Source organism: Pseudomonas sp. R76 (assembly GCF_009834565.1).
In the GTDB taxonomy this organism is placed as follows: Bacteria; Pseudomonadota; Gammaproteobacteria; order Pseudomonadales; family Pseudomonadaceae; genus Aquipseudomonas.
This window is the reverse complement of the sequence record NZ_CP019428.1, coordinates 3,808,277-3,827,144: the sequence shown is the minus strand read 5'-3', so window position 1 is coordinate 3,827,144 and position 18,868 is coordinate 3,808,277. Positions and strand designations below refer to the sequence as shown.

Here is an 18,868-nt window from a genome sequence, read left to right as displayed (position 1 = left end):
TATAAGTCGTTATATGAAAAATCGCTATCCTGCGGCCAGAAATTTATAAGGCCGCGGGTAGCTGTAATGGATGTGGGTAATTTTGGTTTTGTAATCGCGGGCCTGATCGTTGGTTTTATCGTCGGCATGACCGGTGTCGGCGGGGGCTCGTTGATGACGCCGATCCTGTTGTGGTTCGGCATCAACCCGGCGACTGCGGTGGGCACCGACCTGTTGTATGCGGCGATCACCAAGTCCGGTGGCGTGCTGGTGCACAGCAAGAACAAGAACATCGACTGGACCATCACCGGCTGGCTGACCCTGGGCAGTGTGCCTGCGGTGCTGTTGACCTTGTGGTTCCTGGCCAGCCTGCATACCGATCCGAGCGCCATGAACGCGGTGATCAAACAGGCGCTTGGCGTGGTGTTGCTGCTGACGGCGCTGGCGATTCTGTTCAAGAAAAGCCTGTTGGCGTTTGCCCAGCGGCATGCTGGTGATGACTACCACATGAGCCCGCGCAACTTGAATGCGCTGACGGTGGTGACGGGCGCCATCCTGGGCACCATGGTTGCGCTGACCTCCATCGGTGCGGGCGCGCTGGGCACGGTGGCGCTGTTTATTCTGTATCCGTTCCTGGCCACGCGGCGGTTGGTGGGCACCGAGATTGCCCATGCGGTGCCGCTGACATTGGTAGCGGGTTTGGGGCATGCCAGCATGGGGAACATGGATTGGCATCTGCTGGGGTTTTTGCTGATGGGGTCGTTGCCGGGGATTTACCTGGGCAGCCACATGACCGGCAAGGTTCCGGATGGTGTACTGCGGCCGTGCCTGGCGGTGATGTTGATGACCATTGGGTATAAGTTGGCGTTTTGATGGGGGCATATCCGTTATTTAGGTAACGGCGGCTTGGGGTTAAGCTCTTACAGCGGGTCACTTTGTAAAGACCGGAAGCCTGCGTTCGGCCAGCGTGGTTAACGGGGCTATCCCAGATCAAGATCAAGATCAAGATCAAGATCAAAAGCACAGCACGGCGACCTGGTAGCCGACCTGAGTGGTAGAAGCAAAAGCACATCTACCTGATGTACTGAGATCCAAAGTGTGGGAGCGGGCTTGCTCGCGAAGGCGGTCTGTCAGTGACAAATTAAGTGACTGATACGCCGCCTTCGCGAGCAAGCCCGCTCCCACAATTAGACCGAGTTCGGCCGCCAGACCACTGTGCTCTGCTTTTCTGTGGGAGCTGGCTTGCCTGCGATGCAGACACCTCGGTCTATCAGGCAGAACCAGTTGATGCCATCGCAGGCAAGCCAGCTCCCACATTTGATTGAGTTCAGCTTCCAGGATCAGGTCGCCTGTAAGGCCGCCTCGGCTGCTTTTGATCCAGCTACTCCAAGTCAGCGTGCGGGCACACCGAGCCTAGGCGAGGTGCCGAGTGGTGGGGCAAGAGCCCTTTGCTTACTTTGGGGCTTTTCCAAAGTGAGCCGCCGTAAGGGCGGAACCAATAGTCGCCGTTACCGCAGCAACGGATATGTACCCAACGCCCCCAAGATAAACCTCAACCCTTACCCGGCCCATTCCCGATCTGCCACACAAACGGTGGTTCAGCCCCATTAATCACCCAGTCCCCCACAATCCGCGCCTTGTAGATCACCGGATTATGCGAAGACACCGTCCGCGCATTCCGCCAATGGCGATCAAGCGCTTTGCCCTGGCGCACATCCGACACCCCCAGCGCATTAAACAACTCGGTCGTCGCCCGCTGGATCAACGCGGACACCACCACCTGCGCCGTCGCCGATTCAATCTCCGCCGCCACATTCGCCTCACGCTCTGCCGCCTCATCCCCAGCAAACCGCGCCACGTACGCCCGTTGCGCCGGCACTGAGGCCTTCAACGCACTGGCCTCAGCGGCATACACCAGCGCCGCCACATCCCCCACGACCTGTTGAACCTGCGCATCCTGGCTGACATGCGCAGCATTCCCATGGCTGTAAATGCGCTTGCGGCTGCGCACCTGATGCGCCACGTCATTGAGCGCCGCACGGCCGATCCCGGCCAGGCTCGCCAGCAATACCAGTTGGTAAAACGCGGTCTGGTATTTAAACCGCGTGGCAAAGTCGATCACGTTTTCCGCTTCCACCACCGCGTCGGTAAACCGCGTAGTGCCGCTGCCGGTGGTGCGCTGGCCGAAGCCGTCCCAATCATCGCTTTGCACCACGCCAGGCTGACGTGTGCGGGTGGCCGCGATCACATCGCCACCGGTGTCGCTGCGCTGCGCGTACACGTCGATCCAGTCGGAGAACAGGCTGCCGGTGCTGTAGAACTTTTCACCGTTGAGTTTCCACGTCTCACCGTCAGGGCTGACCTGGGTGACCACATCACCGATGGCCACGTTACCGATTTCGGTCCAGGCGCAGCCGACGATATCGCCGTCGACAAAACGCTTGAACCACACCTCACGGCCCGCGCTCGGTGGCGCGTTCAGGCGGTCTTCGGCGAAGGCGAAATGCCCGCGCAAGGCCTGCGGCACATTGGAGTCGGCGGCCGCCAGCTCGATCAGCAACTCGAATAGCTGCGGCAGCGATGCGCCACCGCCACCGTATTCCACTGGCACCCGCACCGCGCCAAACCCGGCGTCTTTGAGCCATTGGATCGGTTCGTAGGGCAGGGTACGCGTGTGTTCGCGCTCCACCGCGCCCTCGGCGATGCGCTGGAAGATCGGCCGAAAGCGTGCGGCCAACGTGGGGTAGTCGACGCCGGTGGACAGCGGGTTGATGACGTGTTGCTCGGTCATGGGGACGGCTCCTTGGCAGTGGTCAATGCTTGGGGGGATTGCACAGTCCGTGCCGGGTCTTTCAGCGCGTATTTGCAGGCCAAAAGCCGCGCCCACTGTTGCTCCAGCAACAGCAGATGGACAAACCGGCGCGATCCCCGACATCAAAGGCTCGGCCATTCAACCTTGCGTTCAGGGCCGTGACGCCCATGGCCAGGGCCTTTGCCGTTGCCTGGCACGCTTGCTGCTCAAGCCTTGGGTACATCCCTTCGTGCGAGGTACTGCCAGATGAGTCAGCAAGCCGTGAAATTTGCCTATTGGGTGCCCAACGTCAGCGGTGGGCTGGTGGTGAGCAAGATTGAACAACGCACCCATTGGGGCATCGATTACAACCGCAAACTCGCGCAGCTGGCCGAAGCGGCCGGCTTCGAATACGGCCTGACGCAAATTCGCTTTACCGCCGGTTACGGCGCGGAAAACCAGCATGAATCCGTGGCCTTCAGCCATGCACTGCTGGCGGCGACCACCACGCTCAAGGTGATCGCGGCGATCCTGCCCGGCCCGTGGCAGCCGGCCCTGGCGGCCAAGCAACTGGCAACCATCGACCAGCTCACCAACGGCCGTATCGCGGTGAATATCGTCAGCGGTTGGTTCAAGGGCGAGTTCCAGGCCATCGGCGAACACTGGCTGGAGCACGATGAGCGTTATCGGCGTTCCGAGGAGTTTATCCGCGCGCTGAAAGGCATCTGGACCCAGGACGATTTCACCTTCAAAGGCGACTTCTATCGTTTCAACAACTACACCCTCAAGCCCAAGCCACTGGGCCAGCCGGAAGTGTTCCAGGGCGGCAGTTCGCGGGCGGCGCGGGACATGGCTGCGCGCGTATCGGACTGGTATTTCACCAACGGCAACACGCCGGAAGGCATCAAGGCCCAGGTCGACGATATCCGCGCCAAAGCCGCCGCGAATAATCATTCGGTGAAAGTCGGCGTCAACGCGTTTGTGATCGCCCGTGACACCGAGGAAGAAGCCCGCGCCGTGCTCGCCGAAATTATCGACAAGGCTGACCCGGAGGCGGTAAATGCCTTTGGTGACGCGGCCAAACAGGCCGGTAAAGCCTCTCCGGAAGGCGAGGGCAACTGGGCCAAATCCAGCTTTGAAGACCTGGTGCAGTACAACGACGGCTTCAAGACAAACCTGATCGGCACCCCGCAACAGATTGCCGAGCGCATCGTCGCGCTCAAGGCCGTGGGCGTGGACCTGGTGCTGGCGGGCTTCCTGCACTTTCAGGAGGAAGTCGAGTACTTCGGCAAGCGCGTGTTGCCGCTGGTACGCGAGCTGGAAGCCAAGGCCGGGATCAAGCAGGTGGCCTGAGCCTTTACCGAGTGAAGAGCACCACCGCCGCGCGTAACTTGTTGTTGCCAAACCGGCACATTCGATCGAACTCCGCGTGGCTGACCGGCAAGTGCTGGCAGTCCAGCGGCTGGCGGTGTTGGCTGTGGTCCACGTCCGGGTCGTGCAGGTAGACAAAGTCGTCGTCGCAATCGGTGACCATCACCCAATGCGGCGACTTGGAGCGGGTGAGGCGGTAGCTGCTGATCAACACCAGCGGCTGCCCGCCAGCCTGCAAAACCTGCGGTAAATCCAGCGCGCCGCCGAGCACCTGCTCGACGTCGCTGCCGGCCAGTTCCTCCTCAAACGCCTCGTGCACCAGGCGCATGACGTCCTTTTTATGCTGATCGCGCACGCCGTCCAGAAACAGCGGCCCGCGTACATTCACCTGCATGCGCACCCGAAAGCCGCGACGCCAGGCCGCCAGCGCCAAGCCTTGCGGGCTGCAGCCGCCGTGGCCGGCGGTCATGAACACGGTGGTTGCTTCACGCCAGATTTGCAGCTCTTCGCGCCGCCCAGCCACGCGGCCCGGCACCAGCGCGCCCATGGCCATCAAGAGGCACGCGGCGCCGCAGGTGAAATCGGTGGTCTGCTGGTAATACGGCACGCTTTGCGGGCGGGCGTGCTGAGGCTGCACGATGCGTTTTTCCAGGCGCAGGGCCGGGGCGTGGTCTTCGTAGTAGTCGTTGATCAGCGCAAAGCGCCGGTAGCCAGTGCGCTCATACAGGGCGAGGGCGCCGGGGTTGTCGGTGCGCACTTCCAGGCGCAGGTAGGCGCAATCATGCGCCACCGCGCAGGCTTCGATGCGCGCCAGCAACTGTTTGCCAAGGCCCATGCCGCGCGCATGTTCGGCGATGGCGATGGAATACAGGCGTGCCAGCGAGGTGCCGCGATGGAACAGTACCAAGGCGTAACCGAGCAAACCGGCGTCTGTTTCGGCGACCAGCAACTGGCCATGGGCGCGGCTGATCATCCACTGGAAACTGCGCGGCGAGAGCCGGTCGGTGGTGAAACAATGCTGTTCCAGTGCCACCAGTTCGGGCACATCAGCGGGGGTTGCAACGCGAAAGGAAAGAGCCATATGACCGCCGTAAAAGTTGCGTAACGAAACGGGACTTCTCTAAAAGATCGTGCTTAATAGAAAAGGTCGAGTTCTCTAAAGCGGATCAAATATTATGTCGGCGGTACAAAGTCATTGGCGTGAAGTATCCGAGCAAACTGTCGCGGCGACAATAACTTCCAAAGGTTATTTTTCTCCACCTCTTAAAGGCTCCAGTCAAGTCGTGATCATTGTCGAACGCAAGGAAGATTGGGCCTCCTATTTCCCCAGCGAAGACATCGTCACCGCCCAGGAATACCTCGAGCAAACCCGCGAGAAAGAGACGGGCAAGCGCGTGCAGGTGATCAACCTGTGCCGCAGCTACAAGTACCTGGGGCACGGTTACTACTGCTCGCTGCTGGCCGAGGCGCGCGGGCACAAGGTGATTCCGTCGGTGCGTACCATCAGCGAGCTGACCAAAAAGTCGTTGTATGGCCTGTCGCTGGATGACTTGGATAAAACCCTCGATAAAGCCTTGAGTCATCACCTCTACAGCAATACCGAAGGCTTTACCCTGACACTTTATTTTGGCCGAACCAATATAGAACCGTTGCAGGAGTTGGCCCGCCAGTTGTTTGAAACCTTTCCGTGCCCGATCCTGTTAGTTGAGTTTCGCAAGAATAACGGCTGGCACATCGAAGGGGTCAAATCCGGCGTGCTGCACAAGTTGCGCGATGACCAGGAAGACCAGTTCGCTCACGCCCTCGACAACTTCAGCCGCAAAATCTAGCGCCAACCGCGCTCGCGTCGTTTGGCCCGTTATGACCTGGCCATTCTCCACGATCCCCAGGAGCAACTGCCGCCGTCGAATGCCAAGGCGCTGGAAAATTTCGTGCGGGTCGGCAAGGGTTTGGGCATTGATGTGGAACTGATCGAGCGCAAGGATTACTCGCGCCTGGCCGAATACGACGCCTTGCTGATCCGCGAGACCACCAGTGTCGACAACCACACCTACCGTTTCGCCAAAAAGGCCGAAAGCGAAGGGCTGGTGGTGATGGACGACCCGGCGTCGATCCTGCGCTGCACCAACAAGGTTTACCTCACCGACTTGCTCAACAGCCATCAACTGGGCATGCCCGCCACCGAGATTCTGTACAAGGAGCGACCGGAAGATTTCGAACGGGTCGGCGAACGCCTGGGCTTCCCGCTGGTGCTGAAGATCCCCGACGGTTGCTTCTCGCGCGGTGTGATCAAGGTGGAAAGCCAGGCGGCGTTGCTCAAGGCCACCGCCGAGTTGTTCGAACATTCGGTGCTGTTGCTGGCCCAGGAGTTTTTCTACACCGAGTACGACTGGCGTATTGGCGTCCTCAACCGCAAGCCGATCTTTGCCTGCCAATATTTCATGTCCAAGGGCCATTGGCAGATCTACAACCACAAGGCCATCGGCCAGGACATCAACGGCGAATGCCGCACCCTGGCGGTCCACGAAGCACCCAAGGCGGTGGTCGAGCTGGCGGTGAAGACCGCCAACCTGATCGGCGACGGCCTCTACGGCGTCGACCTCAAGCAGTCCGGCGACAAGGTGGTGGTGATCGAGGTTAACGACAACCCCAACATGGACGCCGGCATCGAAGACGCCTACCTGCAAGACGACCTGTATGCCCTGGTGCTGGAGGAGTTTGTGCGGCGCCTTGAGTTGAAACGCCAGTGCCAGGTGTGGTGACGCGCAATGATCCAGCGCTTTGAATTGACCGATGGCAAGCTGCGCGGTAGCGAGGGCGATGACGCCCCGATCATGTTATTCAACAACCCCAACCAGGCCGAGCGTGAGTGGCTGCGCGATCACCACAAGCTGGATGAACATGCCCTGGCCTCGGCGCTCGACCCGGATGAAGTGTCGCGCATCGAATTTCACCCGGACAACCTGTTCCTGATCTGGAAGCGCCCGGAAAACTATTCCGGCGGTGGCAACCTGGTGTTTGAGGTGTCGTCCTGCGGGCTGTTGTTTTCGCCGGACCGCCTGCTGGTGATCGCCACCGATGAAACCCCGTTGTCCGGGCTCGGCGCACGCCGGCCGCTGCACACGCCGCTGGATGTGCTGCTCGATCTGTTGCTCAACAACATCCATCACTACCTGGGCCATCTCAAGGTGATAAAGCTGGTGGCGCGGGAGTTGCAGCAGCAGTTCAACGCTTCGATGAGCAACCATCACCTGATGCAGATGTTCAGCCTGAGTGAGAGCCTGATCTATTACATCAACGCGCTGCACAGCAATGGCGCGGTGCTGTCGCGGCTGCGCAACCACGCGGAAAAGGAGCATTTCAGTGCTGAGATTCTGGGTTTGATTGATGACCTGATCATCGAGAATCACCAGTGCTACAAGCAGGCGGAGATCTATTCCAATGTGTTTTCCGGGTTGATCGACGCGCGCGGCAACCTGATGAACAACAGCATGAACAACCTGCTGCGCAAGCTGACGTTGATTAACGTGGTGTTCCTGCCGCTTAACCTGATTGCCAGCGTTGGCGGTATGTCGGAGTTCAGCATGATGACGGCGGGCACGCCGTGGTGGGTGTCGTACCCGCTGTTTCTGCTGGCGATGGCGATGGGTGCCGGTTTGATGGTGCTTGGGCTTAAGCGGATTGCAGGCGGCGCCAATGTCGTGTGAACACTGATCACCTGTGGGAGCTGGCTTGCCTGCGATGGCGGTGGGTCAGTCAACAAATTGTCGGCTGATGTTTGGTAGGGCTGCTGGGTACATATCCGTTATTTGGTCACGGCTGGTATTGGTTCCGCCCTTACGGCGGGTCACTTTTGGAAAAGAGCCCCAAAAGTAACCAAAAGGGCTCTTGCCCCACCACTCGGCACCTCGCTTAGGCTCGGTGTGCCCTCACTCCGGCTTTGGAGCGGGGGCCGCCGCGATGGGCCATCCCTGGCCCAGCGCGGCTAAACCGGCGTCCTGCCGGTTTACCCCCGCTCCAAAGCCTGCGTTCGGCCAGCGTGGTTTAACGGGGCGCCTAAGATCAAGATCAAAAGCAGATCAAGATCAAAAGCAAAGCACGGCGGCCTGGTAGCCGACCTGAGTGGTAGAAGCAAAAGCACAGCAAGAGCAGGGCAAAAGCACATCTAACTGATGTACTGAGATCCAAAATGTGGGAGCGGGCTTGCTCGCGAAGGCGGTGGGTCATTGACACATGAGCTGGCTGATACACCGCCTTCGCGAGCAAGCCCGCTCCCACAGTCAGGTGGTGTTCAGGCGGTTGGTTGCAGGGTTAACACCTCGAACCCGTCGGCGGTGACCGCCACGGTGTGCTCCCATTGCGCGGACAAACTGTTGTCCTTGGTCACCACCGTCCAGCCATCCTTGAGGTTGCGCACCTTGGCGCTGCCCTGGTTGAGCATCGGTTCAATGGTAAAGACCATGCCTTCACGCAGTTCGAGCCCGGTGCCGGGGCGGCCGAAGTGCAGGATTTGCGGGTCTTCATGCATCTGGCGGCCGATGCCGTGGCCGCAATACTCACGCACGACGCTGTAGCCATTGGCTTGCGCGTGGCTCTGGATCGCATGGCCGATATCCCCCAGGCGCGCGCCGGGCTTGACCTGTCGGATACCGGCCCACATGGCTTCGAAGGTCTTTTCCACCAGGCGCTGCGCTTTGGGCGCCACGTTGCCGATCATGTACATCTTGCTGGAGTCGGCGATAAAGCCGCCTTTTTCCAGGGTGATGTCGATGTTGATGATGTCGCCGTCCTTGAGCACGTCCTTGGCGCTGGGCATGCCATGGCACACCACTTCGTTTATCGAGGTGTTGATGCAGAAGGGGTAGTCGTATTGCCCAAGGCTCGCCGGGCGGGCTTTCAGTTCGTTGCGGATGAAGGCTTCGACGGTGGCGTCCAGTTCCAGGGTGGAACGGCCGGCGGCGACAAAGCCATCGAGCATTGTGAAGACCTGCGCCAGCAGGCGTCCGGCTTCACGCATCACGGCCAATTGTGCGGCAGTCTTGATCATCAGCTGCGCCCCCGGATCAGGTCGGGCTTGTCCAGCAACAGCTTGTTGATCAGCTCGTTGTACGGCAGGTGCGGGTTGAGTTCGGCGAGCAGGCCGATCTTGATCCAGAACTCGGCCTGGGCGTTGATGGAGCGGTCCATGGCGGCGCTGGCCAGGCGAAGCTGTTCGTGCAATTGGTCGGTGATTTTGACGATGCCCATGAGGTTCACATGTGGTGAATGGATATACGAAGCGTATATATTTCGTATAGTCATCGTAAACCCCTGCCGACAAAAGGCTGGCGAGCCATTGACTCGCCGGGTAAACGCCGGTTAATTTCGTGTCATGACATTTCAAGCCTTCCGCAGCCAGCCAAGCATTATTACCGCCATTCCTCATATGGCGGGATAGCGCACGGCTGCTGTACCCAAACCCGCCCTAGAGGCGGGTTTTGTTTTTCCGTCTCCAGCGCCCTTTGCGAAAGAGCCAGGAGACACCCATGAGCACCTGCACCGCGCCCCACACCGCCGCCCCGGGACTGCTTGAGCACTACGTGAAAAAGATCCTCGCCGCCCCGGTTTATGACCTAGCGGCGCGTACGCCCTTGCAGGCTGCACCGGCATTGTCGGCGTTGCTGGGCAACCAGGTGCTGCTTAAGCGCGAAGAGCTGCAACCCACTTTTTCTTTCAAGATTCGCGGCGCCTACAACAAGCTGGTGCAGCTTACGGCTGAGCAAAAAGCCTGCGGCGTGGTCACGGCCTCGGCGGGTAACCATGCCCAGGGCGTGGCCCTGGCGGCGCGGGAGCTGGGGATTAAGGCGCGTATCGTCATGCCGTGCAGTACACCTGAATTGAAGGTGCTGGGCGTACGCTCGCGGGGCGCCGAGGCGGTGTTGCACGGTGAGAGCTTTCCATTTGCCCTGGCCCACGCGTTGCAGTTGGCCGAAACCTCGGGTTGCACCTTTGTGTCGCCATTCGATGACCCGGACGTGATCGCCGGCCAGGGCACCGTGGCGATGGAAATCCTGCGTCAGCAACAGGGCCCGTTGGACGCGATTTTTGTACCGGTGGGCGGGGGCGGTTTGATCGCCGGGATCGCGGCGTACGTCAAATACCTGCGGCCGGATGTGCGTATCGTCGGTGTCGAACCCGAAGGTTCCAGCTGCCTGCTGGCCGCCCTGCGCGCGGGCGAGCGGGTGGTGCTGCCCAGTGTCGATGGGTTCGCGGATGGCACCGCCGTGGCGCAAATCGGCGCTTATGGGTTTGAAATCTGCCGCGACTGGGTCGATGAAGTCATCACCGTCAGCAACGATGAATTGTGCAGCGCCATCAAGCTGATCTATGACGACACGCGCTCGATCACCGAGCCCTCAGGCGCGCTGGCGGTGGCGGGCATTCGTAAGTATGTCGCCCAACATGGCGTGCGTGATCAAACCCTGGTGGCAATTAATTCGGGCGCCAATATCAACTTCGATAGTTTGCGACATGTTGCTGAAAGAGTCGCCGCACAGGGCGTCGTTTAATTCAAGGTCCCGAGTTAAACGTTTAATCTCAGCCGTTCGACGATGATTTAAACGGTGTAAACACGTCATCGCAAAAGTTATATAGCTTGGCAAGTTGCTTATGAGGAAAGGTTACAACGAGATTCGATTTTGCCGAGTAGGCTGGGGAATGTAAGCGTCTTCCAGGGTCGGTAAGACGTGGCAGGCAGACGCCTGCCGGACACACAATAATCTGTTGGCAGTCTCATAAAAGGAGAGGTTGGCCATGCTTTCGGAATTAGAGCTTCGCAGCATCATTGAAGGAAGTTTCCTGCCCAAACGGTGCGAATGCACCAAAGCCGAAGACGCTTCGTTGACGATCAAGGTGTATGACGACCGTGACCGTGACCGAGTGGATTTGGAAGTCAAAGGTATAAACGCTGAAAAACTCGACAGCAGTCGGGCCATTTGCAACCTGATCGCCGGGTTGCGCGAAGACCTCAAACACACCCAATCACCTGCGTTGCAACGAGTAGGCGCGCGCGGCGTTTACTAAGCCGTCCTGTGAGGTTGTGTCACCGAAGCACTGCGGGCCTGGTAAACGCCAGGCCCCTTATGTTGCTGTTGCATACGGTTCTGTTGCTAGTCAAACGGTTCAATTCTGGAAATCACAGGCTTCGGACATTTTCCGATAACCCACATCCTCGATTTTGCCGGCTTTGTCGACAAACTTGATATCAGCGTTGATCACCTTGCACACGTCGGTGTCGGTTTCGTGCATGGCGATGACCTTATCGATGTTTAAAGGCATGCCATATTGGTACGGCACTGGCTTGGTGACTGGCTGTTGCGTGTCGGCGTGTGCCAGGCCTGATACCGCAGCAAGGGCCAATGTGCCGCTGAAGAATAATGTACGCAGTTTCATGAGGGTTCTCCGCAAGTCGTTCGCGGGCGCATCAACACGATGTGCCGGCGGCCGCACGGGCCTCGGGAGGCGGTGTGTGCGGTCACCTTCACAGTCGACTGGCGGGATTAACCTTGGATTAATTTTGCCCTAACTGACAAAACCTTCATGAACGCGTGTTCAGCCCAGCTGTTGCCGATACGGCAGGTCGGGGCCGGTCTTGCTGCAGGTCAGGGCGGACGCGCGAATGGCGAAACCAAGCATAGCGTCGATCTGCTCACGGGTGAGCTGTTGCAGGCCTTCGACCGAATCCAGCTGCTGCTCGGTCAACCAGGCAATCAACGCGGCCTGGAAGGTATCGCCGGCGCCGACCGTGTCGGCCATCACCACCTTCACGGCAGGTTGCGACCAACTGCCGTGCTGGCGGCTGAACACCGTGGCGCCGTCACCACCACGGGTGAGGAACACCAACTGACAGCGGTGCTGCAACCAGCCTTGCAGCACGCTTTCCGGCGAGCGGTCGGGGTAGAGCAGGTGCAAGTCTTCGTCGCTGACTTTGATCAGGTCGGCATGGGTGACCAACTCGGCCACGCGATCGCGCCACAGTTGAATATCCGGCTGCGGATTGAGCCGCACGTTAGGGTCGAGGCTGATCAGGCGCTTGCCGCTTTCGCGCTTGACCAGGCTCAGCAGGGTGTCGCCAATGGGCTGCACCACCAGCGAAAACGAGCCGACGTGCAGCCCGCGAACTTCATGGCCCAGTGCAGGCAAGTGCGCGGCCCGCAGTTGGCGGTCGGCGCAGCCTTCGCCACGAAAGCTGTATTGCGGTGAGCCATTGGCGCCCACGGCAACCATCGCCAGCGTGGTCGGCGCGGGGAATTCCACCAGGAACTGCTCACTCACGCCTTCGTCCTTGAGCACTTGCAGCAAGCGCTGGCCGAGGAAGTCGTTGGACACCCCGCCGAACAGCGCAGACTCGATGCCCAGGCGGCGCAAACCCACCGCGACGTTGAACGGCGAGCCACCGGCAATCGCCTTGTAATTGACCTTGGAAGCCTGCCCGCTGGCGTCTTCCTCGCTGAAAAAATCAAACAACGCTTCGCCACACACCAGATACATAGTCGTTCGCTCTTAAAGGGTTGCCACGAGTTGTTGATAGCGCGCGTAAACCTGTTGATAGGCACTGACGCTGGCCGCCACCGGCAGCGTGCGGCTGGCCGGATCGACGCTGACGCATTTGTCGCACAGGCTGGCCAAGGATTCGCCGGACTGGCTCCACGCCGCCTGGATCGCCGCGCCCAAGGCGGCGGCTTCGCTTTGTTCGGTGCAGACCACTTCGGTATTCATGATATCGGCGACCATCTGCCGCCACACCGGGCTTTTCGAACCGCCGCCGATCAGGCGGATGGTTTGGCTTTGCAGGCCGGTCTGGCGTAGCAGGTCCAGGCCGTAACGCAGGCCGAAGGTGGTGCCCTCGACCACCGCGCGGCACAGGTTGGCGCGGGTCAGGTTGGTCATGGTCAGGCCATGCACACTCCCGGTGGCGTGGGGCAGGGCGGGCACACGCTCGCCATTCAGGAACGGCAGCATGCTCACGCCGTCGGCACCCACCGGCGCCTCGGCGACCAGGGCGTTGAACGTGGCCAGGTCGAGGTCGAAGAGTTCGCGAATCACGCCGGTGGCGTTGGTCAGGTTCATTGTGCAGATCAACGGCAACCAGCCGCCGCTGGACGAACAGAAGGTCGCCACCGAGGCTTGCGGGCTCACATTCGGTTGCTCGGCAAACGCGTAGACGGTGCCCGAGGAACCCAGGCTCATGGTGATCACGCCAGGAGCGATATTGCCGGTGCCGATGGCGCCCATCATGTTGTCGCCGCCGCCGCTGGAGACGCGGGCGTTGGGGTTGATGCCCAGGCGTTCGGCGATGGCCGGCAGGATCGTGCCCACGGCTTGATTGGCCTCGATCAGTTCCGGCAGCGCAGCTTCCAGGCGGCCGCTGGGGTCGATGTGCTGCAGCAGCGCCACGTCCCATTCACGGCTGCGCACATTGAAATAGCCGGTGCCCGACGCATCGCCGTATTCCGCCACGGCGCGGCCGGTCAGCCAGAAATTGAGGTAGTCGTGGGGCAGCAGGATGTGCGCAATCCGTGCGAACACGTCGGGGTGCTGCTCGCGGGTCCACAGCAGTTTGGACACGGTGTAGCCTGGCGCAATCGCCACGCCGAGGCGTTCCAGCGAGCCGTTCTCGCCGCCGAGGAACGCCAGCAGGCGCTCGTTTTCCGGCGCGGTTTCGGTGTCGCACCACAGTTTGGCCGGGCGCAGCACCTGGCCGTGGTCATCGAGTAACACCAGGCCATGTTGCTGGCCGGAAACGCCGATGCCGAGGATGTCCTGGCCGTCGACCCCGGCCTGTTGCAAGGCGCGGTGTGTGGCTTCGGTAAAGGCGTCCAGCCATTCCTGGGTGTGCTGTTCGCGTCGGCCATTGGCGCCGCTGATCAGCGTGTGCGCCGCCGCGCCCAGGCCCAGCACCTTGCCGCTGGTAGCGTCGAGGACAATGGCTTTGGTGCCTTGGGTGCCGCAGTCGATGCCGAGGTAGAGGTTTTGCTGGGTCATGGTGGAGTGCTCAGCAGTGTTATTGGAGTGTGAATGCAGTCAATGTGGGAGCGGGCTTGCCTGCGATGGCGGTCTATCAGCCACATCATGGCTGGCTGACCCACCGCTATCGCAGGCAAGCCAGCTCCCACATTTTTTAAGCCGGTTTCTTCAGGAGGTTTTGCAGGGTTTCGGTAACGCCCTTGTCGCGCAGGCTTGCATAGCACCGCTCAAACGCTGCCACAAACGCAGGCGAGTTGGGAATAGCCTTGCCAAAAATCTCCTCCACACCCAACAACCGCTGGCTGATCAACCCATCATCACTCACCAAATCCTGGCAAAACTGCGCACGCGGATCCGGGATTGTGTAGCTCACCCCATTCTCATCCACACCTTTCAAATACAACGCCCACGCCGCCACCACCAGCGCAGCGCGTTCGGTCTCTCGCCCATCGGCAATCAAGCGATTGATCGTCGGCACGGTGAACTTGGGAAACTTCGACGAGCCGTCCGAGCACACGCGTTCCAACTGATCGGCAATCGCCTGGTTAGAGAAGCGATCCACCAGGGTCTGCTTGTACTCGGTCAGGTCGATGCCCGGCACCGGCGCCAGGTTCGGTGTAACGTCCAGGTCCATATAGGCGCGCATGTAGGCGACAAACACCGGGTCGTTCATGGTCTCGTGCACAAACCGGTAGCCTTTGAGAAAGCCCAGGTAGGTCAGGGCCAGGTGGCTGCCGTTGAGCAGGCCGATCTTCATCTCTTCGTAGGGCGTGACGTCGTCGGTGAACTGCACGCCGACTTTTTCCCAGGCCGGGCGGCCGTTGACGAACTTGTCTTCCAGCACCCACTGCACAAAGGGTTCGCACACCACCGGCCAGGCATCGTCGATACCGTGGTCATCATGCAATTGCAGGCGGTGGGCGGTGCTGGTCATTGGCGTGATGCGGTCGACCATGGCATTCGGGAAGCTCACGTTGGCCTTGATCCAATCATGCAGTTCGGCGTTGTGCAGGGCGGCGAAGGCCAGCAGCGCCTTGCGCGTGACGGCGCCGTTGTGCGGCAGGTTATCGCAGGACATTACGGTAAACGCCGGCACACCCGCCGCCCGGCGTTGGGTCAACGCCGCGCAGATAAACCCGAACACGGTTTTCGGCGCTTTCGGGTGCGCCAGGTCATGCTGGATTTGCGGCAGGTGGGCCATGAATTCGCCGTTGCTGTCGTCGATGCAGTAGCCGCCTTCGGTGATGGTCAGCGAGACGATGCGAATCTGCGGGCTGGCCAGCTTGTCGATCAACGCCTGGGCGCTGTCTTCGGCCAGCAGCATGTCGCTGATCGAGCCGATTACGCGCACTTCGGTGTCGTCGGTGTCGCCCAGCTCATACAGGGTGAACAGGTAATCCTGGCCGGCCAGGTCGTCGCGGGCCTTGCGATCTTCGCTGCGCAGGCCAACGCCGCAGATGCTCCAGTCCAGGCCCTCGCCAGTGTTCATCAAGGCATCGGTGTAATACGCCTGGTGCGCGCGGTGGAAACCGCCGACGCCGATGTGCGCGATGCCTTGCGTGGTGCTGGCAATCGCGTAGGCCGGGATGTTCACGTGCGGCGCCAATTGGGTGAGGTTCTGTTTATTCAGTTTCATCACAAGTCTCGCGAAATCAGGCGGCGGCGCGCAGTGGGCGGGCCACGGCTACACCGTCGGTGTCGAACAGATGGCAGTGCGCCGGGTCCAGGTGCAGCTGCAAGGTTTCACCGTACTGGCTGGCCATGTCGCCGCGAATTCGCATGGTCAACGGCTCGCCGTTGGCGGTGATGACGTGGCAGAAGGTGTCGCTGCCCAGACGCTCGCCGACGTCGGCGGTGACGGTCAGGGTGGTTTGCCCAGGCGCGGCGATTTCCAGATGCTCTGGGCGAATGCCCAGGGTCACCGCGCTGCCCACGCTCAAGCTGGCGCCGCTCAACGGCAGGCTGATCAGCGTGCCGGCGTCCAGTTGCACGTCACAGCCTTGGCCTTCGACGCGGGTGACTTTGCCCTTGAGGAAACCCATCTTCGGCGTACCGAGAAAACCCGCCACAAACAGGTTGGCCGGCTGGTGGTACAGCTCCAGCGGCGAGCCAACCTGTTCGATGCGGCCGCTGTTAAGTACCACCACCTTGTCGGCCAGGGTCATGGCTTCAACCTGGTCGTGGGTCACGTAAATCATGGTGGCCTGCAGCTCTTTATGCAGGCGCGCCAGTTCCAGGCGCATTTGCACACGCAGGGCGGCGTCGAGGTTCGACAGTGGTTCATCGAACAGGAAAATCTTCGGGTTACGCACAATCGCACGGCCAATAGCCACACGCTGGCGCTGGCCACCGGACAACTGCTTGGGCTTGCGCTCCAGCAGCGGGCCGAGCTCGAGGATGCGCGCAGCTTCGCTGACTTTGCTTTCCACCAGCTTCTTGTCGACGCCGGCCAGGTCCAGGGCAAACGACATGTTTTTGCGCACGCTCATGTGCGGGTACAGCGCGTAGGTCTGGAACACCATCGCCAGGTCGCGCTTGGCCGGGGTGACTTCGGTGATGTCGCGGCCATCCAGTTCGATGGTGCCTTCGGTGACTTCTTCAAGGCCCGCGATCAGGCGTAGCAAAGTGGATTTACCGCAGCCCGACGGGCCGACGAAGACCACGAATTCCTTGTCATTCACTTCCAGGTCGATGCCTTTGATGATCGAGAAGCCTTCGAAGCCTTTTTGCAGATTCTTGATTTTCAGGTTGGCCATGGGATGGGCCTCCGCTTTGAATTTTTTATTGAAAGACCGTTATTTCACGGCGCCGAAGGACAAACCGCGCACCAGCTGTTTCTGGCTGATCCAGCCAAAAATCAGGATCGGCGCACAGGCCAGGGTCGAGACGGCGGACAATTTGGCCCAGAACAACCCTTCGGGGCTGGAGTAGGAGGCGATCAGCGCGGTCAGCGGCGCGGCGTTCGAGGAGGTCAGGTTCAACGACCAGAAGGCCTCGTTCCAGCACAGGATCAGCGACAGCAACACCGTGGAGGCCAGGCCGCCCTTGGCAATCGGCAGCAGCACGCGGACCATTTCCTGCCACAGCGTGGCGCCATCCAGGCGCGCGGCTTCGAGGATGTCCTTGGGGATGTCTTTGAAGTAGGTGTACACCATCCACACCACAATCGGCAGGTTGATCAGGGTGTAGATGATGATCAGCGCAATGCGCGTGTCCAGCAGGCCGAAGCTTTTGGCCAGCAGGTAGATCGGCATCAAAACGCCCACCGGCGGCAGCATCTTGGTGGAGAGCATCCACAGCAAGGTGCCTTTGGTGCGCTGGGTTTCGTAGAACGCCATCGAGTAGGCGGCCGGCACCGAGATCAGCAGGCACAGGGCGGTAGCACTGAACGAAATCACCACCGAGTTCCAGGCGTAGGCGAAGTAATTGCTGCGCTCGTTGATGTGCAGGTAGTTCTCCAGCGTCGGCGTGAAGATGAACTGCGGCGGCGTGGCGAACGCGTCGATTTCGGTCTTGAAGCTGGTCAGCACCATCCAGAAGATTGGGAAGAAAATCAGGATCGCGATGGCCCAGGCCAAAGTGCCGAGCAACAGGCTTTGCAGGCGGCGGGATTGTTGAAGCGTCATGGCGCGGCCCTCAAGGCTTGTCAGTCAGGTTTTTGCCGATCATCCGCACCAGGATGATCGCCGCGATATTGGCGATGACCACGGCAATCAAGCCGCCGGCCGAGGCCATGCCCACGTCGAACTGCACCAGCGCCTGGTTGTAGATCAGGTAGGCGAGGTTGGTCGAGGCGTAGCCCGGGCCACCGTTGGTGGTGGTAAAGATTTCGGCAAACACCGAGAGCAGGAAAATGGTTTCGATCATCACCACCACGGCAATCGGGCGCGCCAGGTGGGGCAGGGTGAGGTGCCAGAAGATCGCGATGGCGCCGGCACCGTCCAGGCGCGCGGCTTCCTTCTGTTCCTGGTCGAGGGACTGCATGGCGGTCATCAGCAGCAGGATGGCGAAGGGCAGCCATTGCCACGACACAATGATGATGATCGACAGCAATGGGTAGTGCGCCAACCAGTCCACCGGCTCGGCGCCGAACAGCTTCCACACGGCGGCGAGAATCCCCGACACCGGGTGGAAAATCAGGTTCTTCCAGATCAGCGCACCGACGGTGGGCATGATGAAGAACGGTGAAATCAACAACACCCGCACCACACCGCGACCAAAAAACTCACTGGCCTCAAGCAACGCACTGATCAGCACGCCGAACACCACGCTGATCAACAACACGCTGCCGACCAGCAGCAAGGTATTGGTGGCGCCGGGCAGGAAACCCGAGTCGGTGATGAAGTAGGTGAAATTCTCCAGGCCCACGAATTGGTTTTCGCCGGGGTAGAGCAGGTTGTAGCGGATCAGCGAAAAGTACAGGGTCATGCCCAGCGGCACGATCATCCACAGCAGCAACAAGGCCACCGAGGGGCTGACGAGGAACCAGCCAGGGTTGGCCAGGCGGCTTTTGGGTGTTGTATTCATGGTGATCAAAACCAGTCGATTACAGGCAGGGCCAGCGTCGGAGCGCGATCAATGTGGCTGGCTTTTGTGGGAGCTGGCTTGCCTGCGATGGTATCCACTCGGTTTAACTGACAAACCGAGGTGTCTGCATCGCAGGCAAGCCAGCTCCCACCTAAAAGCTGCTACCTCATGGATCGGGTTCCCACATTTACAAGG

The 18,868-nt window shown here is 60.4% G+C and carries 16 protein-coding genes and 1 pseudogene; 6 read left to right on the top strand and 11 right to left on the bottom strand.

Features of this window, described 5'->3' with window-relative positions; genetic code table 11:
• Positions 1 to 66: 66 nt before the first annotated feature.
• Positions 67 to 852, top strand: a complete 786-nt coding sequence (locus PspR76_RS17060; protein ID WP_159957101.1) for a sulfite exporter TauE/SafE family protein — start codon at positions 67 to 69, stop codon at positions 850 to 852.
• A gap of 679 nt (positions 853 to 1,531) precedes the next feature.
• Here the strand turns inward: PspR76_RS17060 and PspR76_RS17055 are convergent.
• Positions 1,532 to 2,770, bottom strand: coding sequence for an acyl-CoA dehydrogenase family protein (locus PspR76_RS17055; RefSeq protein WP_159957099.1), 1,239 nt, complete (start codon positions 2,768 to 2,770; stop codon positions 1,532 to 1,534).
• Between the two features lie 267 nt (positions 2,771 to 3,037).
• Between PspR76_RS17055 and sfnG the strand changes: the two genes are divergently transcribed.
• Positions 3,038 to 4,123 (top strand): dimethylsulfone monooxygenase SfnG, encoded by a 1,086-nt coding sequence (sfnG, locus tag PspR76_RS17050; protein ID WP_012723918.1) that lies wholly within the window; start codon positions 3,038 to 3,040, stop codon positions 4,121 to 4,123.
• A 4-nt stretch (positions 4,124 to 4,127) separates the two neighbouring features.
• Here sfnG and PspR76_RS17045 read toward each other — a convergent pair whose 3' ends face one another.
• Positions 4,128 to 5,222, bottom strand: a complete 1,095-nt coding sequence (locus PspR76_RS17045; RefSeq protein WP_159957097.1) for a GNAT family N-acetyltransferase/peptidase C39 family protein — start codon at positions 5,220 to 5,222, stop codon at positions 4,128 to 4,130.
• A 94-nt stretch (positions 5,223 to 5,316) separates the two neighbouring features.
• Here PspR76_RS17045 and PspR76_RS17040 point away from each other — a divergent pair.
• Positions 5,317 to 6,903 (top strand): annotated as a pseudogene (locus PspR76_RS17040) (RimK family protein).
• A gap of 6 nt (positions 6,904 to 6,909) precedes the next feature.
• Positions 6,910 to 7,848 (top strand): magnesium transporter CorA family protein, encoded by a 939-nt coding sequence (locus PspR76_RS17035; RefSeq protein WP_159957095.1) that lies wholly within the window; start codon positions 6,910 to 6,912, stop codon positions 7,846 to 7,848.
• A 584-nt stretch (positions 7,849 to 8,432) separates the two neighbouring features.
• Here the strand turns inward: PspR76_RS17035 and map are convergent.
• Together map and PspR76_RS17025 are read right to left on the bottom strand one after the other, a co-directional pair.
• Positions 8,433 to 9,188: a type I methionyl aminopeptidase gene (gene map / locus PspR76_RS17030; RefSeq protein ID WP_159957093.1), complete on the bottom strand. Its 756-nt coding sequence runs from the start codon at positions 9,186 to 9,188 to the stop codon at positions 8,433 to 8,435.
• Positions 9,188 to 9,388, bottom strand: a complete 201-nt coding sequence (locus tag PspR76_RS17025) for a ParD-like family protein (protein ID WP_003190946.1) — start codon at positions 9,386 to 9,388, stop codon at positions 9,188 to 9,190. The genes map and PspR76_RS17025 overlap by 1 nt, the downstream gene beginning before the upstream one ends.
• A 278-nt stretch (positions 9,389 to 9,666) precedes the next feature.
• Between PspR76_RS17025 and ilvA the strand changes: the two genes are divergently transcribed.
• On the top strand, positions 9,667 to 10,689 hold the full coding sequence (gene ilvA / locus PspR76_RS17020) for a threonine ammonia-lyase, biosynthetic (RefSeq protein WP_159957091.1): 1,023 nt from the start codon (positions 9,667 to 9,669) through the stop codon (positions 10,687 to 10,689).
• Between the two features lie 244 nt (positions 10,690 to 10,933).
• On the top strand, positions 10,934 to 11,203 hold the full coding sequence (locus PspR76_RS17015; RefSeq protein ID WP_159957089.1) for a DUF1652 domain-containing protein: 270 nt from the start codon (positions 10,934 to 10,936) through the stop codon (positions 11,201 to 11,203).
• 99 nt (positions 11,204 to 11,302) lie between these two features.
• Here the strand turns inward: PspR76_RS17015 and PspR76_RS17010 are convergent, their stop codons facing one another.
• From PspR76_RS17010 to PspR76_RS16980, 7 genes are all read right to left on the bottom strand, one after another.
• Positions 11,303 to 11,572, bottom strand: a complete 270-nt coding sequence (locus PspR76_RS17010; RefSeq protein WP_159957087.1) for a DUF2790 domain-containing protein — start codon at positions 11,570 to 11,572, stop codon at positions 11,303 to 11,305.
• Positions 11,573 to 11,731: 159 nt separating this feature from the next.
• A complete protein-coding gene (locus PspR76_RS17005; protein ID WP_159957085.1) occupies positions 11,732 to 12,670 on the bottom strand; it encodes a carbohydrate kinase family protein in 939 nt (312 codons plus the stop codon).
• A 12-nt stretch (positions 12,671 to 12,682) separates the two neighbouring features.
• The gene (gene xylB, locus PspR76_RS17000) at positions 12,683 to 14,164 is read right to left on the bottom strand and encodes a xylulokinase (RefSeq protein WP_159957083.1); all 1,482 of its coding nucleotides are present in this window, start codon (positions 14,162 to 14,164) and stop codon (positions 12,683 to 12,685) included.
• A gap of 136 nt (positions 14,165 to 14,300) precedes the next feature.
• Positions 14,301 to 15,782 carry a mannitol dehydrogenase family protein gene (locus PspR76_RS16995; protein WP_159957081.1) on the bottom strand — a complete coding sequence of 494 codons (1,482 nt, stop codon included), beginning with the start codon at positions 15,780 to 15,782 and terminating at the stop codon, positions 14,301 to 14,303.
• Positions 15,783 to 15,798: 16 nt separating this feature from the next.
• Positions 15,799 to 16,902 carry an ABC transporter ATP-binding protein gene (locus PspR76_RS16990; RefSeq protein WP_159957079.1) on the bottom strand — a complete coding sequence of 368 codons (1,104 nt, stop codon included), beginning with the start codon at positions 16,900 to 16,902 and terminating at the stop codon, positions 15,799 to 15,801.
• A gap of 39 nt (positions 16,903 to 16,941) precedes the next feature.
• Entirely contained in the window at positions 16,942 to 17,772 is an 831-nt protein-coding gene (locus PspR76_RS16985) for a carbohydrate ABC transporter permease (protein WP_016968929.1), read from the bottom strand.
• A gap of 10 nt (positions 17,773 to 17,782) precedes the next feature.
• The gene (locus PspR76_RS16980; RefSeq protein ID WP_159957077.1) at positions 17,783 to 18,673 is read right to left on the bottom strand and encodes a carbohydrate ABC transporter permease; all 891 of its coding nucleotides are present in this window, start codon (positions 18,671 to 18,673) and stop codon (positions 17,783 to 17,785) included.
• Positions 18,674 to 18,868 lie beyond the last annotated feature (195 nt).